Source organism: Mangrovimonas sp. DI 80 (assembly GCF_001975575.1).
GTDB lineage: Bacteria > Bacteroidota > Bacteroidia > Flavobacteriales > Flavobacteriaceae > Mangrovimonas_A > Mangrovimonas_A xylaniphaga.
In genome coordinates, this window is record NZ_MSDT01000004.1 from 158,434 (window position 1) to 184,841 (window position 26,408).

Genomic DNA, 26,408 nt, shown 5'->3' on the forward strand with positions numbered 1-26,408 from the left:
ATGAAAATGATGAAGCTATGAGTGAGACAATAGATTTAGTGAAAGAGATAAAGCGCCTGAAAAAGGAAAAGAATGCAGTAATCTTGGCGCATTATTATCAGGTGCCGGAAATACAAGATATAGCCGATTATGTAGGGGACAGTTTGGGATTGTCCCAAAAAGCCGCCGAGACAGATGCCGATATTATTGTGTTTGCCGGGGTGCATTTTATGGCGGAAACAGCCAAAATATTAAACCCAAACAAAACAGTGGTATTGCCAGATTTAAATACGGGGTGTTCCTTAGCCGATTCTTGTCCGCCTGAAAGTTTTGACGCCTTTATTAAGCAGCATCCTAACCATGTGGTGATTACTTATGTTAACTGTTCCGCGGAAATCAAAGCTTTGAGTGACATTGTGTGTACTTCTTCAAATGCTTTGAAAATAGTGGAATCAATTCCAAAGGAAACACCAATCATTTTTGCGCCCGATAAAAATCTTGGTCGCTATATCATGAAGGAAACAGGAAGAGATTTGTTGCTTTGGGATGGTAGTTGTGTGGTACACGAGGCTTTTTCGATGGATAAGTTGATCGAGCTACATAAAAAGTATCCGGACTATAAAATTATTGCACATCCAGAATCGGAGACGCACATTTTGGATACGGCCACTTACATCGGGTCCACTGCTGGGATGATTAATTTCGTGAAGGAGCATCCAAACGAAAAATTTATTGTGGCTACTGAAGTTGGGATTCTTCATAAAATGCAAGAGGAAATTCCAACAGCCAAGTTGATTCCGGCGCCAGCCTTGGAAGATAATACCTGTGCTTGCAGCGAATGCCATTTTATGAAAATGAATACCATGCAAAAATTGTATGATTGTTTGTTGAACGAGTCGCCACAAATTGAAGTCCCTGAGCATATTATTGAGCGTGCTTTGCAGCCTATAGAGCGCATGTTGGAACTGTCTAAATAAATGTTGTTTAATCTCGAATGAAATTATGATGACCGCAGATTATTTGGTGATTGGTTCTGGAGTTGCAGGATTGACCTTTTCCGTAAAGATTGCTGAGAAGTTTCCTAATAGGAATGTTATTATTGTAACCAAAGCCAATGAAGAAGAATCTAATACCAAGTATGCCCAAGGAGGTGTTGCCATTGTGTTGGATAAGCAAAAGGATTCATTTAAAAAACACATAAAGGATACTTTAATCGCCGGGGACGGACTCTGTGAGGAAGATGTAGTTAAGATGGTTGTCGAGGAAGGTCCGAAGCGCATGGAAGAACTTCTGCTTTGGGGCGCCAATTTTGATTTGGATGCCAAAGGAAAATTCGATTTGGGGAAAGAAGGTGGGCATTCAGAATATCGTGTGGTACACCATAAGGACATCACCGGCTATGAAATTGAACGTGCCTTGCTAAAGCGGGCGCATCAACTGCACAATATTTCTATTCTCCCTCATCATTTTGCGATAGATTTAATTACCAATCATCATATAGAAGGAGCAGACCCAGAAGAGCTGAAATGCTACGGTGCTTATGTGTTTAATCAAAAAACAGGGGAGATTTCAACCATAAAGGCAAGCAGTACCATACTGGCTTCGGGAGGTATTGGTTATGTGTATGGTCATACCACCAACCCTATTATTGCTACAGGTGATGGCATTGCCATGGCCTATCGTGCAAAGGCGCGCATTAAAGATATGGAGTTTGTGCAATTTCATCCAACGGCATTGTATGGTGCCAAAGGGGAGTCTTCTTTTTTAATATCGGAAGCTGTTAGGGGCTTTGGGGCTTATTTAAGAAATAAGGAAGGCGAACGTTTTATGTTGAAGTATGACGAGCGTGCCGAATTGGCCTCTAGGGACATTGTATCGCAAAGCATCGATAGCGAATTGAAAAAATCGGGGGAGTCCCATGTGTTCTTGGATTGCACCCATTTGGATTTTAATGGATTTGTCAAGCATTTTCCAAATATTTATCAAAAGTGTTTGGACAGCCATATCGACATAAAAACCGATTGGATTCCTGTGGTGCCGGCATCGCATTACTTATGTGGAGGCATTCAAGTGGATAAATTAGGAAAAACTACTATTGACAATTTGTTTGCCTGTGGGGAATGTTCCAGAACAGGTCTGCACGGCGCCAATCGATTGGCTTCAAATTCTTTGTTGGAAGCCTTGGTGTATGCGCATAACATTTTCAAATATCACGAAGCACATGAAAGTGTGCTTGCTAATGTTGACATTCCAGATTGGGATGACAAAGGGACGAGCATTACCAAAGAGCATGTTTTAATTCAGCATAATTTAAAGGAATTACAGGCATTGATGCACAATTACGTGGGGATTGTACGAAGTAATGAGCGCTTGGAAAGAGCTAAAAAACGGTTGGATCTCATCCATAGAGAAGTGGAGGATTTTTATAAAGCATCAAAAATTACGACCTCGCTTTGTGAACTTCGGAATATGATTAATGTGGCACATTTAATCGTGAGCCAGTCTTTGGAACGCACCGAAAACAAGGGGGGATATTTTAATATTGATAATGTGTAGGTTTCAATCAGACCTTATAAAAAAGCCTTAATTTAGTTTAAGGCTTTTTTTATTCTCGTTATCTTAGCCCAAAATTTGATAAAAATGAATCTTAATCTTACAAAACCAATTTGCTTTTTTGATCTGGAAACCACCGGAGTAAATATTTCAAAGGATAGAATTGTTGAAATTTCCATTTTAAAGGTATACCCAGACGGAAAGGAAGAAAGCAATACTTGGTTGGTAAATCCAGAAATGCCTATTCCGCCAGAAGTAACCGCAATCCATGGGGTGTCTGATGAAGATGTCGCAGACAAGCCTACATTTAAGGAATTGGCAAAAGAGATTCATAACATTATCAAGGATTCTGATTTGGGAGGCTTTAACTCTAATAGATTTGATATTCCTTTATTGGCAGAGGAAATGCTTCGTGCCGAAATGGATTTTGATATGAAAAACCGTGTCGCTATTGATGTGCAAACCATTTATCATAAAATGGAACAGCGTACCTTGTCGGCAGCCTACCAATTCTACTGTAACAAGAATTTGGACGGAGCACATAGCGCAGAGGCCGATACCAATGCTACTTACGAAGTATTGAAAGCTCAGGTGGCGAAGTATGAGGAGTTGGAAAATGATGCTAAGTTTTTGGCGGAATTCAGCTCTAGAAAGAAATTTGCCGACTTTGCAGGGTTTATAGCTTTCAATAAAGAGGAAGAGGAATGCTTCACCTTTGGAAAACACAAAGGGAAGCGTGTTCAGGATGTACTGAATGATGAACCTGGATATTTTGGTTGGTTGTTGAATGCCGATTTTCCTTTGTACACCAAAAAGGTACTCACCGCCATTAAATTGAGAGCGTTTAATAATAAATTGGACTAATTAGTTGTATTGCTAATTGTTTTAGGACTATGAAACTTATCTGCATAGGTAGAAATTACACAGAGCACATCGCGGAGCTTGAAAATGAAAGACCCGAGGAGCCTGTAGTGTTTTTGAAGCCCGATACGGCTATCTTGTTAAAGAAACAACCGTTTTTTATCCCAGATTTTTCAAACGATGTACACCACGAAGTAGAAGTTTTGGTGCGAATCAATAAGGTTGGGAAATATATCGATAAGAAATTTGCCCATAAATATTATGATCAAATTGGTTTGGGTATCGATTTTACCGCAAGGGATCTTCAGGCGAAGTTAAAGGCTAAAGGACTTCCTTGGGAAAAAGCAAAATCTTTTGATGGAGCAGCTGTAATTGGCAATTGGTTGCCAAAAAGCAATTTTGAAGATGTGAACAACATTAACTTTACTTTGGAGAAAAACGATGAGCTTGTGCAACAAGGGAATACCAATTTGATGCTTTGGAAAATTGATGAAATCATCGAATATGTCTCAAAATATTTCACTTTAAAGATAGGAGATATTATCTTTACAGGAACGCCTGCCGGAGTAGGCAAGGTAAATGCAAATGACAAATTGGTTGGGGCTATAGAAGGGACCCCTTTGTTTTCAATAACTGTAAAATAAATGGAACAGCATTATAAATTATATAGAGTAAGAGAGTTGGCCGATAACGACGAGGATTTTATCGTGGCTTTGGTGGCTGCTTTTTTGGAAGAAGTACCAGAAGATGCGGCTAGATTGAAAAAAGCCGTATCGGAGAAGGATTATTTTAATACCTATCAAGCGGCCCATAAAATGAAACCAACCATAGATTTGTTCGAACTTGGTGTTTTGGAAGATTTGATCGTGGTTCAGGATTGGGGGAAATTTGAGAAGAAAGAAGAAGACGTTTCGGATAAATTGGATCTTGTGCTAACAGCCATCGAAAATGCATCCGAAGAATTAAAAAAGGATTATAACCTATAATGCAAGCCGAAATCATTACAATTGGCGATGAGATTCTCATAGGTCAAATTGTAGATACAAATTCAGCATTTATCAGTAAGGCCCTAAATAAAATTGGGGTCTCTGTGTATCAGATCACTTCTGTTCAGGATGATAAGGAGCATATTCTAAAGGCGTTTAAGGAGGCTGAAGACAATGCCGATATCATTATAGTTACTGGAGGTTTGGGACCTACCAAAGACGATATCACCAAGAAAACGATTGCAGAATATTTTAACGATACGCTAGTCCAAAACCAAGAGGTGTTGGCGCATATCAAATACCTTTGGGAACATTATATCAAGAAACCTTTGGTGCAGGTGAACATCGATCAGGCTTTGGTGCCTTCAAAAGCACAGGTTTTGATGAACGTTAACGGAACTGCTCCAGGCATGTGGATGGAAAGGGATGGAAAAGTATTTGTTTCATTACCTGGGGTGCCCTTTGAAATGGAAGCTTTGATTGAAAATGAGGTCATTCCTAAACTTCAAAAGGCATTTAAATTCCCATATATCAAACATAAAACCATTCTAACCTATGGCATGGGCGAAAGCAATTTGGCTGCCCGTATAGAAGACTGGGAAGACAATCTGCCAAAGTTTGTCAAGTTGGCCTATTTGCCGAATTTGGGAAAAGTGCGTTTACGCTTAACCGGAAAAGGAATGGATAGGGAAGTTGTGGAAGCTGAAATAGATAGACAAGTAAATGCCCTTTTGCCTCAGATAGAAGATATTTTTGTGGGGTTTGAAGAGGATGAATCCCTAGAGGCTATTATAGGAAGGCAACTGACTCTCATGGGTAAAACACTTGCCACTGCCGAAAGCTGTACGGGTGGGAAAATTGCAGAGAGCTTTACGTTACACCCTGGTGCTTCCAAATATTTTAAGGGAAGTGTGGTAAGTTATACTAAGGAAGCTAAGATGAATGTACTGCACATTTCAGAAGCCCTTATTGATCAATTTTCCGTGGTAAGTGCCCAAGTGGCTGAAGCTATGGCGACCGCAGCCTTGAAAATGTTCAATAGTGATTATGCCATAGCGACCACAGGTAATGCAGGGCCTACCACAGATGATACAGATGAGGAAGTAGGCGTGGTATTTATTGCAATTGCCTCTAAAAGTGGCGTGTATAGTGAAGAATTTAACTTTGGGAACCACCGCGTAAAGGTGATAAACAAGGCGGCCAACAAGGCCTTTGAGATGCTTCAAAAAGAAATTTTAAAAAAGATTTGAAAAAGAAGCGAATTAAGTTTGTTGATATATAATCTTTTTTCTAAATTTGCAGCCTGTTTTGAAATAACATAATTTAAAGTTAGAAAGAATGTCAAGAGTTTGTGAACTTACTGGAAAAAAAGCGATGGTTGGAAACAACGTATCTCACGCTATGAATAAGACTAAGCGTAAATTTGATGCAAATTTGATCAAAAAACGCTTTTATATTCCTGAAGAAGATAAATGGGTAACTCTAAAAGTTTCTACCTCTGCGTTGAAGACTATCAATAAAATTGGTATCTCTGCTGCAATCAAAGAAGCAAAATCTAAAGGATTTTTAAAATAATAGCATAACAGTTAAAGGCACGTACAATGGCAAAGAAAGGTAATAGAATTCAGGTTATATTGGAGTGTACAGAGCACAAGGAGTCTGGGATGCCAGGAACTTCACGTTACATCACTACCAAGAATAAGAAAAACACGCCGGATAGAATGGAGATTAAGAAATTTAATCCAATCTTGAAGCGTATGACAGTTCATAAAGAAATTAAATAATTAGGAATCATGGCAAAGAAATCAGTAGCAACTTTACAAACAGGATCTAAAAGATTAACAAAAGCCATCAAGATGGTGAAGTCTCCTAAGAGTGGTGCTTACATGTTCGTAGAATCTGTTATGGCTCCAGAATTAGTGAACGACTTTTTAAACAAAAAATAAATTATATTTGTTCATAATTTAATTGTAACTGCTTTCATTTGAAAGCAGTTTTTTTATATCTATATTTGATAGGTTTTTCTGCCAAAATTGCAGATTGCAGTTTAAGGCAGGGAATTTGTAAAGTGCTTTTTGGCTTTTTGAAAGGCCAAAACTAACACCAATTAAACATGAGTTTTTTTAAGAAAATATTTTCTTCGGAAAAAAAGGAAACCCTAGACAAAGGGTTGGAAAAATCCAAAACATCATTCTTCACAAAGCTGAACAAGGCTGTAGCTGGAAAGTCAAAAGTCGATGATGAGGTATTGGACAACCTAGAGGAAATTTTGGTGACCAGTGATGTCGGGGTGGATACTACCTTAAAAATTATTGAGCGCATCGAAGAGCGTGTGGCACGTGACAAATATTTAGGGACCTCCGAACTCAATAAAATTCTTCGTGAAGAAATTGCGGGGTTGTTATCGGAAATTGATGCTGGTAACGCGACTGAATTCACGGTGCCCTCCAATAAAAAGCCTTATGTTATGATGGTGGTTGGTGTAAATGGTGTTGGAAAAACGACGACCATTGGTAAGTTGGCACACCAGTTCAAGCAACAAGGATTGAAAGTGGTACTTGGAGCAGCAGATACCTTTAGGGCTGCTGCAATAGACCAATTGCAGGTTTGGGCAGATCGAGTAGACGTGCCTATCATCAAACAATCCATGGGAAGTGATCCTGCTTCTGTGGCTTTTGATACGTTGCAAAGTGCAGTGACTTCAGATGCCGATGTGGTAATTATCGATACAGCAGGACGTTTGCATAATAAGGTGAATTTGATGAACGAACTTACCAAAGTGAAACGTGTGATGCAGAAAGTAGTAGAAGATGCGCCACATGATGTGTTATTGGTGTTGGATGGTTCTACAGGTCAAAATGCTTTTGAACAGGCAAAACAATTTACGGCTGCCACAGAAGTAACGTCATTGGCGGTTACTAAATTGGATGGTACGGCTAAAGGTGGCGTTGTGATTGGTATTTCAGATCAATTTAAAATTCCGGTGAAATATATTGGAGTTGGTGAAGGGATTGAAGATTTACAAGTATTCAATAAATTTGAATTTGTGGATTCTTTCTTCAAAAACTAATTCCACAACCATATAAATGATACAATAAGCTTACCTTAATCGGTGAGCTTTATTTTTTTAGTATTTTTAGTAAAAATACTAACTATGAGATTCTTAGCTTTCACTCTATTGTTGCTTCTGTTTTCTTCCTGTAAACAGCATAATTCCCAAAGTCCTGTACAATCAAAATCTGATACTACAGATATCATTGATATCTCTACCAAGCAATTCACCGAGTTCAAGGTTTTGGACTCAAAATATATGGAAGTCGAACAGTTATGGGAACCTTTCAATGCTGAATTGGCTTCCTTTTCAGAAACCGAATATAATAATTTGAAGCCGTTTGTTTTGGAGCAGGATATTCCAAGGTTACAGAAATATGTTCAAGAGGGAAAATTGTCCTATGAATTACTGACCAAATTCTACCTTTATCGCATTAGAAAATATGACAGAGCCAATCCGAACTCTTTAAATTCTGTCATTGCCTTAAACCCAAAAGTGATAGAAGAAGCACGAAAGTGTGATGAACTTATTAAAACACATGGCCTGAAGCATCCCATTTTTGGAATGCCAATTTTATTGAAGGATAACATTAATGCCTCCGGTATGCCTACCACAGCTGGGGCTGTTGCTTTAAAAGACAATTTTACGGAAGATGCTTTTATTGTAAAGGAATTAAAGGCCAATGGAGCATTGATATTAGGAAAGACCAATTTAAGCGAATGGGCCTATTTCTTTTGCGGCGATTGCCCGAGTGGGTATAGTGCCATTGGAGGTCAAACCTTAAACCCTTATGGAAGAAAAGTTTTGGATACCGGTGGTTCCAGTTCTGGTAGTGGGGTAGCAGTTGCTGCCAATTTTTGTGTGGCAGCGGTTGGTAGTGAAACCTCCGGATCTATTTTGTCGCCTTCAAGTCAAAATTCTAATGTAGGGTTGAAGCCAACGATTGGTTTGTTGGGCAGAAGTGGAATTGTACCTATTTCGTCAACTTTAGATACGCCGGGCCCTATGACCAAGAATGTTATAGATAATGCTATTTTACTTCATGCCATGTTAGGAAAAGATATGGACGACTTCAAAGCAACCGATGGTATTTCAAAAGAGACTTTCGATTTAGATAATTTTAAACCTATCGATTTACAAGGGAAAAAGTTTGGATGTTTCGCAAGTCTAAAAGAAGACCCATTATACTCCAAAGCCTTACAGGATTTGGCGAATTTTGGAGCTGAAATTATAGAGATTGAAGCACAGGAAATACAACTCCCAGATTTTATAAGGTTGCTTAACCTTGATATGAAAAAGGATTTACCAACTTATTTGAAACATTACGCAGATAATAATGTTAAGGTAGCCTCGGTTGAAGATGTTATTGTGTTTAATAGGGAAGATTCCATCAATAGAATGCCTTATGGACAAAAGCTGTTTGAAGGCATTGTAGCTGACAACGGGACTGAGAAGGACTTGGAAAACATCAAATCGACCCTTAAAACAAATGGGAAATTGTTTTTGGACACTCCAGTGCAAAAGCATCAACTAGATGTCATATTGTCTATTAATAATTTCCATGCAGGATTTGCCGCGGTTGCCGAATACCCTGCGATTACGGTGCCCATGGGCTATACTGCTGATAGTGGAGAACCCAAAGGCCTTACCTTTATCTCGAAACCTTTTAGCGAAATACAATTATTACAATGGGCCATGGCCTATGAGCAGGCAACAAAACTGAGAGAAATGCCTAAAGGTTATAATTAATTGATGAATGCATTGATGTATTCCCAAAGCTCGTTGTCGAAATTGGAGAGGGCAAAGTTTTCTCCATCGGCGGCTTCTCCCATCCTAATCACGACCAATTTTTCATTGGGCGAGATGTAAATTTTCTGATCGTTTTTCCCCAATGCAGCAAACATATCAGATGGCGCATTTGGGATTAATGACCCGTTAAATTCATATTGGGTTTGTGGCAAGTGAAAAGAGGATTTGCCATTTAACCACCATAAATAGCCGTAAGCTTCATTGATACTTTGCGATGTGTTGGTCGCTTCATTTAGAAATTCTTCAGAGACAATGGTGTCATCTTCCCACTTACCATTGGCGTAAATAAGCAGGCCAAAGCGAGCCATGCTTCGGGTGTTGCTGAAATACACACTAAGGTCCCCTAGATTGGTCCAAGTACCGTTTGTAGACATACCTATTTTAGAAGCCAATTTCGTTTCAAAGTAGCTGTCCCAAGTTAAGTCGCTAGCTTCTGCAATTACATCCTGCATTTTAACATATACATTATGGTAGGCCCATCGAGTGCCGGCATCGGCTAGGTATTGCAAATTTTCAGGTGAAACCCCATCTCCCAAACTATCATCCAATCCAGAATCCATCGACAATAGGTTTTTACAGGTAATTAAATTCTCCTTTTCCAATGGGGCAGATGTCCAGCCTTCTCCCAAATAATCAGAAACCTTAGATTGAATGTTGATAAGGCCTTCATCTTGCGCAATCCCGGCAACTGTTGATGTTAATGTTTTTCCTGCACTTGCCCAATACCATAAGGAAGAGGACGAATGCCCGTTAAAATAGTCTTCAACCACAATTTTGCCATCATAAAGAATCATAAAACTTTTGGTGTTCTTGGCCTCCAAATAGTCCAATAAAGGTTGGAGTTCACTCTCATTCCAACCTAATTCCGAAGGAGAAATAGTTTCCCAATTGTTGGAATTCATTGGAGGAAAATAGATTTCGGAAGTTATGGGGGAACTATCTGTTTGGTCATCTTTTGAGCAACCAGACAGGACGAAAATCAGTAAAATGAACAAGGTAAAATGAGTAGGTTTCATGGTCTTGGGATGTTTTTAGTGTTCTAAATATACGAAAGCTTTCCATTGCCATTCTAATTTGTTAATGTCATACGGTAAATCGTTAAGCATTACGTATCTTTGCAGCCTGAATTTTTGATATGAGAACAAAATCACTTAAAAAGAACAAAATCAATGTGGTAACTCTTGGCTGTAGTAAGAATGTTTACGACAGTGAGGTGTTGATGGGGCAGTTAAAAGCTAGTGGCAAGGACGTTGTTCATGAAGAGGAAGGAAATATTGTGGTGATCAATACCTGTGGTTTTATCAATAATGCCAAGGAGGAGAGTGTGAACACTATTTTGGAATTCATGCAAAAAAAGGAGGCAGGTGATGTAGATAAGGTGTTTGTGACAGGTTGTTTGAGTGAGCGTTATAAACCGGATTTAGAAAAGGAAATTCCTAACGTAGATCAATATTTTGGAACTACAGAGCTTCCTGGGCTGTTAAAGGCATTGGGAGCAGATTATAGACATGAGTTGATAGGGGAGCGTTTAACAACAACTCCTAAAAACTATGCGTATTTGAAGATTGCTGAAGGTTGCGACCGTCCATGTAGTTTTTGTGCTATCCCGTTGATGCGTGGAAAACACAAAAGTACACCTATTGAGGAGTTGGTAATTGAAGCAGAAAAGTTGGCGGCCAATGGCGTGAAGGAGCTGATCTTGATCGCGCAGGATTTGACCTATTACGGTTTGGATTTGTATAAGAAGCGTAATCTTGCCGAATTATTGGAGGCTTTGGTGAAAATAGAAGGTATCGAGTGGATTCGTTTGCATTATGCCTTCCCAACAGGATTCCCAATGGATGTGTTGGACGTGATGAACCGCGAGCCAAAAGTGTGTAATTATTTGGATATTCCGTTGCAGCACATTTCTGATTCCATTTTGAAAAGTATGCGAAGAGGAACTACCAAAGCCAAAACGACCAAACTGATCGAAGAGTTTAGAAAGGCAGTTCCAAATATGACCATTAGAACCACGTTAATTGTAGGGTATCCGGGTGAAACCGAGGAAGATTTCCAGACTCTAAAGGAATGGGTTCAAGAAATGCGTTTTGAGCGTTTGGGATGTTTTACCTATTCACATGAGGAAAATACCCATGCCTATAATTTGGAAGACGATGTGCCTGAAGATGTAAAACAGGAACGTGCCAATGAAATTATGGAAATCCAATCACAAATTTCTTGGGAGTTGAACCAAGAAAAAATCGGTCAAGAGTTCAAAGTGGTCATCGACCGAAAGGAAGGTAATTATTTTGTAGGTAGAACTGAATTTGATTCCCCAGATGTGGATAATGAAGTTTTGATTGATGCCACATCAACTTACTTGAAAACTGGGGAATTTGTGACTGTTAAAGTAATAGAAGCAGAAGATTTCGATTTATATGCGGAAGTGGTAAAATAAGCCCTCAAGCAACAAGATAAAAAAAGCAGCACATTGTGCTGCTTTTCTTTTATATGGTAAATAGGTTATTATTGACAAAGAAGACAGCATTCACCAGGAATAGCTTTCCGTTTTCCCAAAAACTTCGGAACATGACATTGTCTGTCATATAGACAATACTTCCTTCGCCGATTCGTTCTTCTCCAAATATTAAAGAGTTTTCTAGGGTTTCAAGAGCATCGGTTCCTGTAAAGCCAGAAACACTTTTTGGGTTCTCTCCAATATGCACCACATTATAACCATCCTCCAATAACTCATAGGAATCATTGCCCAGTTTTAATGTGTAATAGGTGTCTGTATATCCAAAAGCCAATGGATGGGTGCTGTCCACTTTCGTTTTAAAAACGGCCCCTGTAATAAGTTTTTTAATGCCTTCACGTTCACGATCGGCATAGGAAATCAGTTTCTTGTCAATAGAAATGGAATCCTTAACTTCATGGGCTTTTAAGCTGAATCCTTTTTTATCAGCAAAGCTTTTTAGGGCACCGTCAATGACAATCAGTTTGCCTCCCTTTTGAATCCATGCTTGCAGATTTTTTAAAGCACCGTTGTCCAATACCTTGGCATAGTTGCCATCGGGCACAATCAATACGTTGTACTTTTTCAAATCATACATTTTAAAATACTTAGTGTTTAAAGAAGTCACAGGGAATTGTAATTGTTGCTCAAAGAAGTGCCATAATTCACCATAACCATAGGGAGATGTAGATTCGCCAGAAAGTAACGCAACTTTAGGCGTATTGACCAATTTCACATCTGGCGATCCAAAATCTGGCCCAGACTTTGAAAAACCACTCATCACCGCAATTGGATTCTTGTTGAATTTTTTAGCGGAAGCCATCACTTTGGAATCAAAGTCTTCCACAGATTGATTGTCTCCTCTTATGATAATCAAGGAACCGCGATCAAATGTTTGCTCAGGGGCACTGGTGGTAATGGGTTTTTCGGTAAAGCGTATTTTAATTTTTTGCTTCATTAATTCCACCAAGAATTTGGCATCGGTAATATGGTTCCATTTGGCCATATATGCCGTTGCTTTGGTGTCTATTTTTGGTGTTGGGGTAGAGGTTGCAGCTTCAGCTTTTGCCGGAATCAATTTGGTACTGGCCAAGGCATCCAATCCAAAGGCAAATGGAGCACTCCAGGCAGTAATGTCATAGGTTAGCGAATCGCTTAGGCTGACATTTGGTTCAAACAATACTTGTACCATTTTACCTTTTGGCTGGTTGGTGCTTATAACCAAATCGGAGGAGGTGATGTCCATAGAACCTTTGTCTCCTTTGTTGTATAGATAGCCGTTCACCTTAGTTTTGGAGCCATTATAATAGCTAATACCATGTTGGTCTAATAATTGTTTTAAGCTTTCAATTTTATCTTGTTCTCCACTCAAAACATAACTTTGATAATCCACATTACTGTTTTCGAAGAATTTTTTGAATTCGGAGTTTAGCTTCGCCGCATTTTTGCTGGCAACTTCTACCGTAGATAGACCTGTAGTGGTATGGTGGGCAATGCGATCCTTAAGGGTTAACTCGGTGCCTTCATCATTCATAATCCCCAAACCACCACGGCCGTGACCTGCCTGTTCGTAGGTCATACCAATGGCTCCCATAAATGTTGGATAAGTGTCACCATAACTTGGGTATAACAAATCAAAACGTTCTCTTGTAAAATATAGCCAACCGTTGGAATCAAAATATTTGGCGTGGTTTTTTCCTATTTGTGTTTGAAAGTCTTTTTGCCAATCGGTGATGATTTCATGGAATGGTTCTGCTGCTGGAGCAAAATAATAAGGGTTGTTGATCCCTTGTTCATGGAAATCCACATGAATATGTGGAAGCCATTTGTTGTAAATTTTTAATCGCGACTGACTTTCAATTTGTGTAGCCCAAGCCCAATCCCTATTCAAATCAAACAAATAATGATTAGGTCTTCCGCCTGGCCATGGTTCTAAATGTTCGCTAGCTTGTTGGTCGGTGTCGTAAGGAGCACTGGAGGTTTCATTATACCAATTCACATAACGATCTCTTCCGTCTGGATTGATACAAGGATCAATAATTACCACGGTGCTTTTAAGCCATTCCTGTTTTTCGGTCAATAAGGTGTAGAGGGTTTTCATGGCAGCTTCGGTGCTGGATGCTTCATTGCCATGAACATTATAGCTCAACCATACAATGGCAACTTCATTGGAAGTTGTGTTGCCATCTAAAACACCTGCATTTTTAAGATTGTTCTGGCGAATAGTTTCAAGATTTCTCAGGTTTTCTTCCGAAGAAATATAAGCAACATATAATGGTCGTCGCTCATAAGTATCCCCATAATGTTCCAATTTCACTTGACCAGGCAGTTGTTGGCTTACATATTTAAAGTAATCTACCACTTGATGGTGTCTGGAAAAATGGGATCCCAATTCATATCCTAAAAAGCTATCGGGAGATTGTAATTCCTGTCCAAAAGAGAAAATTGAACAACAGAATACAGTAACTATAAAAACAAATATTTTTTGCATAGCGCTGGTTTAGGTGATAAAAATAATGATATAAATTGAATATGAATTAACTAAAATTTAGGACATAAAACAGTTTTGCGCTGTATATTTACGTCAGAATTGAATAGTGACTATGCCAACAGACTGTATTCCGTTTAAAGACACCAACTACTTCTCACAACTTATCTGTGATTATCTAGAAGAAAATCAAAATCTAAAGCCTTTTTACCATAGGTTTCCAACAGTGGAAGCCTTTAAACAACAGATAGAGGAAAAGCAACCTCAAGTTTCTTTGGCAAACCGAAAGGTTTTGGTGGAAGCATTGGAACAGCAATGTCAGTCTTTGGAACTTTCCGAAAGTACACAACGGAATATTCAAGTCTTAAAAGAAGAAAATACATTTACCATTACTACGGGGCATCAACTTAATCTGTTTACTGGTCCTTTGTATTTTTTCTATAAAATCGTCTCTGCCATCAATCTTTGTAGTGAGTTAAAGGAAGCGTATCCCGAATACAATTTTGTGCCAGTGTATTGGATGGCAACGGAAGACCATGATTTTGAAGAGATCAATTATTTCAATTTCAACGGAAAGAAAATAAAGTGGAGCAGAGACTCATCAGGTGCAGTTGGCGAGTTGGATTTGGAAGGTTTGGATGCAGTGGAAGAAGTGTTCGCCTCCCAATTGAATGCCGGTAATAATGCCAAACGTTTAAAAGAACATTTCACTAAGGCATATTTAGAACATGCAAACCTGACAGATGCCACTAGGTTTTTGGTGAATGAATTGCTAGGGGAGTATGGTTTGGTGATTGTAGATGGCAACGACCAAAACTTAAAGCAACTGTTTGTGCCTTATATGGAGGATGAATTGTTGCAGCAATCGTCTTTTAAAAATGTCTCGGAGACCAATGCCCAAATCAATGCATTGCCCGAAAACTACAAAATACAGGTCAACCCTAGAGAAATTAATCTTTTTTACATAACTGAAGGTTTGCGTGAACGCATTGTGGAACTTGATGGAAAGTATAGTGTTTACGGAACGGAGATTACTTGGAACATAGAAGAAATCGTCAAGGAATTACATGAATACCCGGAACGTTTTAGTCCTAATGTGATTATGCGTCCTTTGTATCAAGAGGTGATTTTGCCAAACCTTTGTTACATTGGTGGAGGCGGTGAATTGGCTTATTGGTTTCAGTTGAAATCTAATTTTGAAGCCCATAAAGTCACCTTTCCAATATTGTTGCTAAGGAATTCGGTATTATTGGCAACCGAAAAGCAGCAGGAAAAATTGGAGAAGTTGCAACTATCCATGGCCGATTTATTCTTGAATCAAGAAGATTTGGTTTCCAAAGTAACCAAATCCATTTCTGAGGTTGATATCGACTTTAGCACTCAAAAAAAACACCTCGAACAACAGTTTAAGGACCTGTATAAACTTGCGGAAAAAACCGATCCCACATTTTTAGGTGCTGTTGGTGCTCAACAGCGCAAACAAATTAAAGGTTTGGAACATTTGGAAAAGCGTTTGCTCAAGGCGCAAAAGCGGAAATTGAGCGATCATTTGGATCGAGTGGTACAACTTCAAAACGAATTATTTCCGAATCAAAGTTTGCAGGAACGCAATACCAATTTTTCTCAATTTTATTTAGAGTTTGGAGACCAATTAATTCATCAGTTAATAGTAAATTTGCAGCCCCTTAAAAAAGAGTTTATAATTCTAAATTTAGAGTAGCAAATGCATAAGATAGATATCGACTTGGTAGAAATGACATTGGATGTCATGAAATACGTTATCGATAGAGTTTCCGCGACTGAACGCCAAATAGGTAAACCCAAAAAAGCAGAAGAGTTAAAAGCCTTGGTAGGTGAGACCATCACCCCAAAAGGAGTAGGAGGAGAATACGCCTTCGACCTTTGGAAAAAACACTTGGCTAATACCAATGTTCCTGTAGACCATCCCCGTAATTTAGCTTTTGTGCCAGCATCTCCAACAAGAGCAGCTATTATGTTCGACTTGGTGACCTCGGCATCCAGTATTCATGGAGCGTATTGGATGGAAGGTGCTGGAGGTATTTTCTGTGAAAATGAAGCCATGAAGTGGATTGTATCCTTAACAGGCTTGCCAGAAGGCGCTTTTGGTGTGTTTACCAGTGGAGGAACTTCGGCCAACTTATCGGCAATCGTAACAGCACGTGAACATTGGAGACAGGACGATGCTTTTAAAAGAGAAAAAGGATTGATCATAACCTCAATTGGAGCCCATTCGTCTGTAAAGGCGATGGCCAAAGTAGCCGATGTGGATATCTTGTTGGTGGATTCTGAAGAATGTTTGACAGGAGAAGACTTGAAGAAGACCATTGCAACCTTAACGGAGCACGAGCGCAAATGTTTGTTTGCTGTGGTGGCTACGGGAGGAACTACCAATGCCGGAATTATCGATGATTTGGAAAGCATTGCAGAGGTGTGTGAAGCTGAAAATCTTTGGTTCCATGTAGATGCTGCTTATGGGGGAGGTGCTTTGGTGGCAGATTCCGTAAGACATCAATTTAAAGGTATTGAACGTGCCGATAGTATCACCATTGATCCACACAAATGGATGTTCTCTCCATACGACTGTGGCGCAGTAATCTATAAAAATCCAGAGTTGGCCAAAAATGCACACTCGCAACAAGGCTCTTATTTGGATATTTTTAAGGATGAAGGGGCACACGGCTTCAACCCAACCGATTATCAAATACAATTAACGCGCCGTGTACGCGGTTTACCTTTATGGTTCTCTTTGGCAACCCATGGTACCGATAGATACAAGGAAGCGGTAGAGCGAGGCATTGAACTGGCACAGATTGCCGGTAAATTGATCACAGAGCACGATAAAGTGGAATTGGTAAGAGATCCAAGTTTGTCCTGTGTTCTGTTCCGAAGAAAAGGATGGAGTCCGGAGGATTATACCGAATGGACCTATAGAAACCATAAGTCGGGGTTTGCTTTGGTAACGCCAACCAAATGGAAGCAAGGTGATACTTTTGAAACAGTGTCCCGTTTTTGTTTTATCAATCCAGATACTACCGAGAAGGATATTGAAATGATTTTAGATTCAATGAATTGATATTTTTTCAATTTTCAATATATAATTTCCCATTTAATTTTAATTTTGCACATGCAACACGATAAGATACTCATTTTAGACTTCGGTTCGCAGTACACGCAACTAATTGCAAGACGAGTTAGAGAGCTCAATATTTACTGTGAAATCCACCCATTCAACAAAGTTCCATCAACGGTAGAAGAATACCAAGCGGTAATTCTTTCTGGTAGTCCATTTTCGGTTCGTGCCGAAGATGCACCTCACCCAGATTTGTCAAAAATCCGTGGTAAAAAGCCTTTATTGGCTGTTTGTTATGGAGCGCAATATTTAGCACATTTCTCAGGAGGTGAAGTAGCGCCATCCAACACCCGTGAATATGGAAGAGCAAACCTATCATTTGTTAAGGGAGGAGAGTCCTTTTTCGAAAATATTTCAGAGGGAAGCCAAGTGTGGATGAGCCATAGTGACACTATCAAGCATTTACCGGAAAATGGAGTGTTGTTGGCGAGTACGCATGATGTTGAAAATGCAGCTTATAGAATTGAAGGGGAATCAACTTATGCTATCCAGTTCCACCCAGAAGTATACCATTCTACAGATGGTAAGCGCTTATTGCAGAACTTTTTGGTGAACATTGCAGGAGTAAACCAAGACTGGACGCCACAATCCTTTGTAGATGAAACAGTGGATGAACTGAAAGCTCAGTTAGGAAATGATAAAGTTGTTTTGGGATTGTCTGGAGGAGTGGATTCTTCTGTGGCGGCTATGCTGTTGAACAAAGCAATTGGAGAAAATTTATATTGTATTTTCGTAAATAATGGCTTACTTCGTAAAAACGAATTTGAGGATGTACTAGATCAGTACAAGCACATGGGCCTAAACGTTAAGGGAGTCGATGCTTCGGCACGCTTTTTGGATGCTTTGGCAGGAAAGAGCGACCCTGAGGAAAAACGTAAAACCATTGGTCGTGTGTTCATTGAAGTGTTTGATGATGAAGCCCACCAAATTCAGGATGTAAAATGGTTGGCACAAGGAACCATCTATCCAGACGTTATCGAAAGTGTTTCGGCAACAGGAGGACCTAGTGCAACTATCAAGAGTCACCACAACGTGGGAGGATTGCCAGATTTCATGAAGCTGAAGGTGGTAGAGCCATTGAAAGCCTTGTTTAAGGATGAGGTAAGACGTGTTGGAGCTTCTATGGGAATGGAGCCAGCTCTTTTGGGACGTCACCCTTTCCCAGGCCCTGGTTTAGGAATTAGAATTTTAGGTGATATTACGGCTGAAAAAGTTCGTATATTACAAGAGGTAGATGCTGTATTTATTAACGGATTGAAGTCTTGGGGACTTTATGACGATGTATGGCAAGCGGGTGCCATTTTGTTGCCTATCAACAGTGTTGGGGTAATGGGAGATGAGCGTACCTATGAGCAATGTGTGGCCCTTAGAGCGGTTGAAAGTACCGATGGTATGACCGCTGACTGGGTAAATTTACCATACGAGTTCTTGCAGAAAACCTCAAACGAAATAATAAATAAGGTAAAAGGCGTTAATAGAGTAGTGTACGACATAAGTTCTAAGCCGCCAGCAACCATTGAATGGGAATAGTATAGTGAACGATTTATTGCCCCATAAACGTAAACAATAATTTAACCATATGAAAAAACTTGTTTTAATTACCCTGTTTACTCTAGCAAGTATTTGCTTTGTACAGGCTCAAAATTTTAAACAACATAAAGTAAAACAAGGAGAAACGATAGAGGAGATTGCCAAATTATATTTGGTAACTCCTTTTGACATTTATGCCCTTAACCCAGATGCCAAAAAGAAGCTAACGGTTGGCACAGTGTTAATTATCCCTACTTCCAAAATTCGTCCAGATGAAGCTGTAACAGAAACCAAAGAGGTAACTGGGTACCAATACCATCGGGCTAAGAAAAAGGAAACTTTGTACAGTATTGCGAAGCAGTACAATGTAACTGTTGACGATATCAAAAAATACAATACCTATTTGTATGCCAATAATCTTCAAAAGGGAGATAAAATTAAAATCCCAAAATTCAAAACAGTTGTTGCTAAAGCTGAGGTAAGCAATACCCTAAAAAAGTATACGGTACAACCTAAAGAAGGAAAATGGCGTGTGGCCTATAAGTTTGGGATTACAGTTCCTGAGTTGGAAGCTCTTAATCCAAATATGGGGGAAGTATTGCAACCGGGAGATGTCTTGAATGTTCCAAACATAGCCGATAACGAAGAGAAAGCAATCGAGGAAAATTACAACTACTATACGGTACAGAAGAGTGAGGGCTATATGGCTTTGAACCGAAAGTTTGGTGTCACCCAAGAAGAATTGGAAGCCCTTAATCCTGAGTTGAAGGAAGGTGGCTTGAAATTGGGAATGGTAATCAAAATTCCTGGTTCGGCAAATACGGTTATGGGTAGTGATGAGTTTGAAAATACCGATTTAACCAAAACTAACTTTGAGAATCTAAAGACCAAGCGTTTGGCTTTGATGTTGCCTTATAGATTAAATAGAATTGATGTAGATTCTGTACAAGAGGCTAAAAGCGCTATTAAAAACGACACACGATTATCCATTTCTTTGGATTTTCATGTGGGAGTGGAAATGGCTTTGGATTCAGCAAAACAGTTGGGGATTTCTACAAACTTAAAGGTGTTTGATACTAAGGACCAATTGTCTGAGGTGTCCAATATTTTAAAGAACAATGATTTTTCAACTTACGATGCCATCATCGGCCCTTTGTTTCCAAAGAATTTGGAACGGGTAGCGGCTAGTGTTAAAGGCGATCACATTCCCGTGATTTCTCCTTTTACGACGCCAGAAAACTTGTACGACAATGTTTTTCAAACCGTACCTTCAAGTGAATTGATGCAAAAGGAAATGATTCGTTTTGTGAAAAGGGATTCTTTGCCAAAGCATATTGTAATCATTGCCGATGCTAAAAACAAGGTGGTTAGCGATCAATTGAAATCGGAGTTTGTGGCTGCGAAACAAATCTTCTCCAGAAAGGATAAGGATGGGAAGGATAGTAATTACATCATGATTTCTGATTTGGAAGATATGTTTATAGATGGGGAAAATATCGTGTTTTTGGAGACCCAAAACGAAGCTTTTGCTTCTAATGTAACTAGTATGTTGAATGGTTTGAACAATGAGGAACAGCATATTGTGTTGATGACTACCCAAAATAGTTCGGTATTCTTGGAAGGAAAGAACATTTCAAATTATCACTTGTCTAATTTGAAATTTACTTATCCATCGGCAAACAAAACAATAATTACACCTACAACCAATGGGTTTATTACAAAGTATAAAAGTTTGTATGGTGTAGAACCAAATAGGTATGCTATTCGAGGTTTCGATTTGACGTTGGATATTTTGTTGCGCTTGGCTTCCAAAGAAAACTTGTATGAGGCAGCAACTCCTGAGTTGGAAACCGAATACTTGGAAAACAAATTTAGATACGTCAAAAAGTATTTTGGAGGCTACTATAATGAAGCGGTTTATATTGTAAAGTACGACGACCTAACAATTGTTGAAGCGGAATAGTTTTCAAAACAAAACACAATATTGACATAATCCCTAAAACGTTGCGTACACATAACGGGTATGGAACTTTTAGGGATTTGTTGTATCAAGAGGTTAGTATTCCTGTGTTAAGTTAGGAACAGCTAAGGTGCCTTGAAGATTATAAATGAAAGACAAAATGTTAGGACAAGACAAAGATTTTTTGATAAAATTGGCACATAGCAAAATGCCATTTGGAAAATATGAAGGGCGTGATCTAATCGACTTACCGGAATACTATGTGGTGTGGTATCACAACAAAGGTTTTCCGAAGGGGCAATTAGGGGACATGCTAAAAATGGTTTATGAGCTAAAGGTCAACGGCTTGGAAGATTTGATTAGGAATATCAAAAAAAGGTATCCAAAATAAAATTCTTAGTCGTGTTCGTAAAGCCTTAAGCGGTTTTGTAGATTACTGAGTTCGGCTTGAAGGGCATCTACTTTTTGAAGTAGGTTGAACACAATATCGATTCCTTCTATGTTGAGGTTGAGCTCTCGCTGCATTCTTAGTATTTTGTCCAAGGAGCCAACGGCATCGGTGTCCATATAATATTGTTTTTCAATGTTGATAATGGAAATAAGACCAATGTCCTCGAGCTCTTCCAAAAAGGAAATGGTTACATTATAGGAGCTGCAAAGCTTGGAAATGGGTATGAAATGAGTTGTATCCATCGCTATCGTAATTTTGCTAATTCTTCAAATAGTGCTTTTTCTTTTTCAGAAAGGTTGGTGGGTGTTTTAATGTGATAGGTCACATAAAGATCGCCAAATTCCCCCTCTTTTTTATACACAGGAAACCCTTTCCCTTTTAATTTTACCTTGGTATCGTTTTGGGTTTCTGGTTTCACCTTTAGCTTTAGTTTGCCATCAAACGTGTCAATAATGACTTCGCCTCCCAAAACTGCTGTATATAGATCTAGGTCCAAATCGGTGTACAGATTGTTATGATCTCGCTTAAATTTACTGTGGTTGTTGATGGAAAACTTGATATGAAGATCACCTTTGGGGCCACCGTTGATGCCTTCGCCTCCATAACCTTTTATTTTTATAATCTGACCATTCCTTACACCTGCAGGAATGGTAAGTCTGATGTTTTTTCCGTCGATGGTTAAGGTACGTTTGTGGGTTTTGTACACGTCTTCCAGTTCCAATTGCAGTTCGGCATTATAATCTTGGCCTCTAAACTTTGGTTGCCCATGGCCATGACTACTTCTAAAACCATCGCCACCACCAAACATGGAACTGAAAAAATCAGAGAAATCTTCCTCTGAGAATCGGCCGGAGGAACTTTGATAATGTCCTCTTTGGGATTGCTGTTGGCGCTGAGCTTCTTCAAAGGCTTCCGAGTGCTGCCAATCTTTTCCGTATTTGTCGTATTTCTTACGATTTTCAGGATGGCTCAACACCTCATTAGCTTCATTGATTTCCTTGAATTTCTTTTCGGCTTCCTTGTCATTGGGGTTAAGATCCGGATGGTATTTTCGAGCCAGTTTACGGTAGGCTTTTTTGATGTCGCTCTCTGAAGCGTTTTTGTCGACACCAAGTATCTTGTAATAATCTATAAATCTCATACAGTGTGAGTTTTAAAAAAGCCAATGCTTGGCAATACAATGATGAATCCTAATGGAGATTAACTAATTTCGGGTATTTTTTTTAAAATATCAAGCAGGACTCTGTTTAAATGAAAACCAATGTGTAAAGCAAATGCCAATTTGCTAAAAGCGTCCCAAATAACTGAAAAACTATGTGCCATAACTATTTAAATTTTGTAAATTTGCCTGCGTTTAAAAGCGCAACATGACAACTGATACAAAATACATCTTTGTAACCGGAGGGGTTACATCTTCACTAGGAAAAGGAATTATTGCGGCATCACTAGCCAAATTGCTTCAGGCACAAGGTTACAGAACAACTATTCAAAAATTAGATCCTTACATTAATGTGGATCCTGGTACCTTGAACCCATATGAGCATGGAGAGTGCTACGTGACTGATGATGGAGCTGAAACCGATTTGGATTTAGGACATTATGAGCGTTTTTTGAATGTACCTACAAGCCAGTCTAACAACGTAACTACAGGTAGAATTTACCAAAGCGTGATCCAAAAGGAGCGTCGTGGTGAATTTCTTGGGAAAACCGTACAGGTAATTCCTCATATCACAGACGAAATCAAACACCGAATCCAGATTTTAGGAAACTCGGGAGATTATGATATCGTGATCACTGAAATAGGTGGAACAGTAGGGGATATTGAGTCTTTACCTTATGTGGAAGCCGTACGTCAATTGCGTTGGGATTTGGGTGAACAAAACGGAATCGTGATTCACCTTACCTTGGTGCCATATTTATCGGCAGCAGGGGAATTGAAAACAAAACCAACCCAGCACAGTGTAAAAACGTTGATGGAAAGTGGGGTGCAGGCCGATATTTTGGTATGTCGTACCGAGCACGAATTACCTGAAGATTTAAGAAGAAAATTGGCATTGTTCTGCAACGTTAGAGAAGAGGCGGTGATTCAATCTATTGATGCGTCTACCATTTACGATGTTCCAAACTTAATGTTGGAACAGGGCTTGGATAAAGTAGTCTTGAAAAAATTAGGATTGCAAAGCGATACGCCAAACTTAGAGCGTTGGAACCAATTCTTGAACCGTCATAAAAATCCAAAGGAAGAAGTGACCATTGGATTGATTGGAAAATATGTAGAATTACAGGATTCCTATAAATCTATTTTGGAAGCCTTCATTCATGCAGGTGCCGAAAATGAAGTGAAAGTTAGGGTAGAATCTATCCACTCTGAATATTTGACTCCTGAAAGTGCTGAGAAACAATTGGCACATTTAGATGGGGTATTGGTAGCGCCTGGTTTTGGTGAGCGTGGTATTGAAGGAAAAATTGAAGCGGTAAGATATGTACGTGAAAACAACATTCCGTTTTTAGGAATCTGTTTAGGAATGCAAATGGCCGTTATTGAATATTCCAGAAACGTTTTAGGATTGGAAAATGCCAATTCTACCGAAATGGACCCAGCAACGCCTCATCCTGTAATTGACCTTATGGAATCGCAAAAAACAATTACCGATAAAGGAGGAACCATGCGTTTGGGAGCTTGGGATTGTGAATTGATGGAAGGAAGTATTGCCAAAGAGGTATATGGCTCCAGCCAAATCAAGGAACGTCACAGACACCGCTACGAGTTTAACAACGATTTCAAATCACAAATTGAGGACGCCGGTATGAAAGCAACTGGATTTAACCCAGATACAGGGTTGGTAGAAATTGTTGAAATTCCAGAGAACAATTGGTTTGTGGGCGTACAGTACCACCCAGAATACAAGAGTACAGTGGCCAATCCACACCCATTATTTGTTGCCTTTGTTAAGGCTGCCTTGAGCTTCAAAACAAATAAAAAAGGTGCCAGTGTGTCACAAAACTAAAAAGTGGACAACGTTTTGTGTAGCTTGTAAAAGTTAATAATGTAATTATCCAACCAATAGGACATTTAGATATCATACATGGAAGAAAAGAAAATTGACGTGAATTCCATAATAGGCTTTGTGCTTATTTTTGGAATCTTATTGTACATGCTTTGGACAAACCAGCCTTCTCCAGAAGAGGTTTCTGAACAAGAAAAAGCAAAGCAAGAACAAGTTGAGGCAGAACAAAAAGCAAAGGCTAAGGAAGATGCCTTTGTAACTTCCGCCGAAGATTTTTCAAATACAGGGGCTTTAGATTCTGTAGCCCTTCAGCAATTAAAAGTTAAGTTAGGGGCATTTGCATATGCTTCGTCTTTACCTTCAGCAAAGGATGAGTTTACTTTGGTTGAGAACGGGGTATTGGCTTTAAAATTCAGCAACAAAGGAGGATATCTTTCTGAAGTTAAGTTGACGCAGTTTGTAGATTACGATTCTGTGCCAATTTATATGGTAAAGGATGGCAATACGCAATTCAATATCAATTTTGGAACTTCAGATAATAGAATCCTTAGCACACAAGATCTTTATTTTCAACCAACAATTACCAAAAATGGTGAAAATACGGTAGTTTCCATGAGACTGAAAGTATCTGAATCCAAATATTTGGAATACAGATATGAATTGAAGCCAAACGATTATATGGTTGGTTTCTCTGTGAAGTCTCAAGGTTTGGGAGATGTGTTCAACAGTTCCCAACCAATAGATTTGACTTGGGGATTGAAGGGAATGCGTCATGACAAGAGTATTCAATATGAAAACCGCTATACCCGTTTAACCTATAAGTTTGATGGGGATAAAATCGATAAATTGGCGCAAACAGGTGAAGACGACGAAACCGAAGAAAATGTGGAGTGGATCTCGTTCCGTCAGCACTTCTTTAGTTCTATTTTGGTTGCAGATGTGCCATTTAAAACGGTTCAGTTAGAGTCTGAAAATTTGGTGGAAAATGATGATGTAGATACACTTTACACCAAAAAATACTTAGCCAAATTGCCTTTGGAATTTAAAGGTGGCGAGTTGACCGAAAATATGAACTTGTACTTTGGACCTACAGATAGCAAGGTATTAAAGAAATACGATAGAGGTTTAGAGAAGAGTATTCCATTAGGATGGGGAATTTTTGGATGGATCAATAAATCCGTATTCATTCCATTATTTGGATTCTTGAGTTCTTTCTTGCCATATGGTATTGCCATTATCGTCATGACTATTTTGGTAAAGATTTTATTGTCATTTGTACAGTACAAGCAGTTCTTGTCTCAGGCGAAGATGAAAATCCTAAAGCCAGAAATGGACGCTATTAGAGAGAAGTACAAAGACAACAAAATGAAAATCCAACAGGAAACCATGAGCTTGCAAAGCCGTGCAGGCGCAAGTCCATTGAGTGGATGTTTGCCTGGTTTGATGCAGATTCCTGTGTTCTATGCCTTGTTCATGTTCTTCCCATCTGCTTTCGATTTACGTCAAAAGAAATTCCTTTGGGTAGATGACTTGTCATCTTATGATGTCATTGCCGAATTACCGTTCAAGATTCCATTCTATGGAGACCACGTGAGTTTGTTCCCAATTCTTGCTGCTATTGCCATTTTCTTCTACATGAGAATGACCACAGGACAGCAAATGACAGCTCAGCCAGTGGAAGAAGGGATGCCAGACATGCAGAAAATGATGAAGGTGATGTTGTATATCTCACCTCTAATGATGTTGGTATTCTTTAACCAGTACGCATCAGGATTGAGTTTGTATTACTTTATTTCCAATTTGATTAGTATTGGAATTATGTTGGTAATCAAAAACTTTATCATTGATGAAGACAAGGTGTTGGCTAAAATTCAGCATAAAAAGAAACAGCCTAAAAAAGAAAGTCGTTTCCAAAAGAAAATGAAGGAAATGATGGAGCAGGCTGAACAGCAAAAAAATGCGCAACAGCGTAGAAAATAAAACTAAAAGCTGCCTACTTAAAGGCAGCTTTTTTGTTCTATAACATTTGTATTATATTTTCGTTTAATATTGCAAAAGCAATAATCCCTTTAACAGAAAGCTC

At 39.1% G+C, this 26,408-nt stretch carries 23 protein-coding genes; 19 read left to right on the forward strand and 4 right to left on the reverse strand.

Going from position 1 to position 26,408, the window contains the following annotated elements; all coding sequences use genetic code 11:
* Positions 1–17 precede the first annotated feature (17 nt).
* The 11 genes from nadA (at position 18) to BKM32_RS08595 (ending at position 9,180) form a co-directional block, all read left to right on the forward strand.
* The gene (gene nadA, locus BKM32_RS08545) at positions 18–956 is read left to right on the forward strand and encodes a quinolinate synthase NadA (protein WP_076663624.1); all 939 of its coding nucleotides are present in this window, start codon (positions 18–20) and stop codon (positions 954–956) included.
* 25 nt (positions 957–981) lie between these two features.
* Positions 982–2,535: an L-aspartate oxidase gene (gene nadB / locus BKM32_RS08550; protein WP_076663440.1), complete on the forward strand. Its 1,554-nt coding sequence runs from the start codon at positions 982–984 to the stop codon at positions 2,533–2,535.
* Between the two features lie 84 nt (positions 2,536–2,619).
* On the forward strand, positions 2,620–3,396 hold the full coding sequence (locus BKM32_RS08555; protein ID WP_076663441.1) for a 3'-5' exonuclease: 777 nt from the start codon (positions 2,620–2,622) through the stop codon (positions 3,394–3,396).
* 29 nt (positions 3,397–3,425) lie between these two features.
* Complete coding sequence (locus BKM32_RS08560; RefSeq protein ID WP_076663442.1) at positions 3,426–4,037, forward strand: fumarylacetoacetate hydrolase family protein; 612 nt, start codon at positions 3,426–3,428, stop codon at positions 4,035–4,037.
* On the forward strand, positions 4,038–4,379 hold the full coding sequence (locus BKM32_RS08565) for an Hpt domain-containing protein (protein ID WP_076663443.1): 342 nt from the start codon (positions 4,038–4,040) through the stop codon (positions 4,377–4,379).
* Complete coding sequence (locus BKM32_RS08570; protein ID WP_076663444.1) at positions 4,379–5,629, forward strand: competence/damage-inducible protein A; 1,251 nt, start codon at positions 4,379–4,381, stop codon at positions 5,627–5,629. The genes BKM32_RS08565 and BKM32_RS08570 overlap by 1 nt, the downstream gene beginning before the upstream one ends.
* Before the next feature lie 88 nt (positions 5,630–5,717).
* The gene (gene rpmB, locus BKM32_RS08575) at positions 5,718–5,954 is read left to right on the forward strand and encodes a 50S ribosomal protein L28 (protein ID WP_053977453.1); all 237 of its coding nucleotides are present in this window, start codon (positions 5,718–5,720) and stop codon (positions 5,952–5,954) included.
* A 26-nt stretch (positions 5,955–5,980) separates the two neighbouring features.
* Positions 5,981–6,163 carry a 50S ribosomal protein L33 gene (gene rpmG, locus BKM32_RS08580; protein WP_031444791.1) on the forward strand — a complete coding sequence of 61 codons (183 nt, stop codon included), beginning with the start codon at positions 5,981–5,983 and terminating at the stop codon, positions 6,161–6,163.
* 9 nt (positions 6,164–6,172) lie between these two features.
* Positions 6,173–6,325 (forward strand): DUF4295 domain-containing protein, encoded by a 153-nt coding sequence (locus BKM32_RS08585; protein WP_076663445.1) that lies wholly within the window; start codon positions 6,173–6,175, stop codon positions 6,323–6,325.
* Positions 6,326–6,492: 167 nt separating this feature from the next.
* Positions 6,493–7,449, forward strand: coding sequence for a signal recognition particle-docking protein FtsY (gene ftsY / locus BKM32_RS08590; protein WP_053977454.1), 957 nt, complete (start codon positions 6,493–6,495; stop codon positions 7,447–7,449).
* A gap of 84 nt (positions 7,450–7,533) precedes the next feature.
* Positions 7,534–9,180, forward strand: a complete 1,647-nt coding sequence (locus tag BKM32_RS08595; protein ID WP_076663446.1) for an amidase family protein — start codon at positions 7,534–7,536, stop codon at positions 9,178–9,180.
* Here the strand turns inward: BKM32_RS08595 and BKM32_RS08600 are convergent.
* The gene (locus BKM32_RS08600; protein WP_076663447.1) at positions 9,177–10,256 is read right to left on the reverse strand and encodes a serine hydrolase; all 1,080 of its coding nucleotides are present in this window, start codon (positions 10,254–10,256) and stop codon (positions 9,177–9,179) included. The genes BKM32_RS08595 and BKM32_RS08600 overlap by 4 nt on opposite strands.
* Before the next feature lie 119 nt (positions 10,257–10,375).
* Between BKM32_RS08600 and rimO the strand changes: the two genes are divergently transcribed.
* The gene (gene rimO, locus BKM32_RS08605; protein WP_076663448.1) at positions 10,376–11,680 is read left to right on the forward strand and encodes a 30S ribosomal protein S12 methylthiotransferase RimO; all 1,305 of its coding nucleotides are present in this window, start codon (positions 10,376–10,378) and stop codon (positions 11,678–11,680) included.
* 49 nt (positions 11,681–11,729) lie between these two features.
* Here rimO and BKM32_RS08610 read toward each other — a convergent pair whose 3' ends face one another.
* The gene (locus tag BKM32_RS08610) at positions 11,730–14,228 is read right to left on the reverse strand and encodes a M14 metallopeptidase family protein (protein ID WP_076663449.1); all 2,499 of its coding nucleotides are present in this window, start codon (positions 14,226–14,228) and stop codon (positions 11,730–11,732) included.
* Between the two features lie 112 nt (positions 14,229–14,340).
* Here BKM32_RS08610 and bshC point away from each other — a divergent pair, with 112 nt between their 5' ends.
* The 5 genes from bshC (at position 14,341) to BKM32_RS08635 (ending at position 21,257) form a co-directional block, all read left to right on the forward strand.
* Positions 14,341–15,945 (forward strand): bacillithiol biosynthesis cysteine-adding enzyme BshC, encoded by a 1,605-nt coding sequence (bshC, locus tag BKM32_RS08615; protein WP_076663450.1) that lies wholly within the window; start codon positions 14,341–14,343, stop codon positions 15,943–15,945.
* A 3-nt stretch (positions 15,946–15,948) separates the two neighbouring features.
* The gene (locus BKM32_RS08620) at positions 15,949–17,319 is read left to right on the forward strand and encodes an aminotransferase class V-fold PLP-dependent enzyme (protein WP_053977460.1); all 1,371 of its coding nucleotides are present in this window, start codon (positions 15,949–15,951) and stop codon (positions 17,317–17,319) included.
* Between the two features lie 51 nt (positions 17,320–17,370).
* Entirely contained in the window at positions 17,371–18,906 is a 1,536-nt protein-coding gene (gene guaA, locus BKM32_RS08625; protein WP_053977461.1) for a glutamine-hydrolyzing GMP synthase, read from the forward strand.
* Positions 18,907–18,955: 49 nt separating this feature from the next.
* Positions 18,956–20,869, forward strand: a complete 1,914-nt coding sequence (locus BKM32_RS08630) for a LysM peptidoglycan-binding domain-containing protein (RefSeq protein WP_076663451.1) — start codon at positions 18,956–18,958, stop codon at positions 20,867–20,869.
* Positions 20,870–21,014: 145 nt separating this feature from the next.
* Positions 21,015–21,257, forward strand: a complete 243-nt coding sequence (locus BKM32_RS08635) for a DUF3820 family protein (RefSeq protein ID WP_253187438.1) — start codon at positions 21,015–21,017, stop codon at positions 21,255–21,257.
* A gap of 5 nt (positions 21,258–21,262) precedes the next feature.
* Here BKM32_RS08635 and BKM32_RS08640 read toward each other — a convergent pair whose 3' ends face one another.
* Positions 21,263–21,559, reverse strand: a complete 297-nt coding sequence (locus BKM32_RS08640) for a chaperone modulator CbpM (RefSeq protein WP_053977463.1) — start codon at positions 21,557–21,559, stop codon at positions 21,263–21,265.
* 2 nt (positions 21,560–21,561) lie between these two features.
* Positions 21,562–22,458 carry a DnaJ C-terminal domain-containing protein gene (locus BKM32_RS08645; RefSeq protein WP_076663452.1) on the reverse strand — a complete coding sequence of 299 codons (897 nt, stop codon included), beginning with the start codon at positions 22,456–22,458 and terminating at the stop codon, positions 21,562–21,564.
* A 226-nt stretch (positions 22,459–22,684) separates the two neighbouring features.
* On the opposite strand from BKM32_RS08645, the gene BKM32_RS08650 reads away from it, so the two are divergent.
* Positions 22,685–24,325 (forward strand): CTP synthase, encoded by a 1,641-nt coding sequence (locus BKM32_RS08650; protein ID WP_076663453.1) that lies wholly within the window; start codon positions 22,685–22,687, stop codon positions 24,323–24,325.
* 78 nt (positions 24,326–24,403) lie between these two features.
* Positions 24,404–26,305 (forward strand): membrane protein insertase YidC, encoded by a 1,902-nt coding sequence (gene yidC / locus BKM32_RS08655; protein ID WP_076663454.1) that lies wholly within the window; start codon positions 24,404–24,406, stop codon positions 26,303–26,305.
* Positions 26,306–26,408 lie beyond the last annotated feature (103 nt).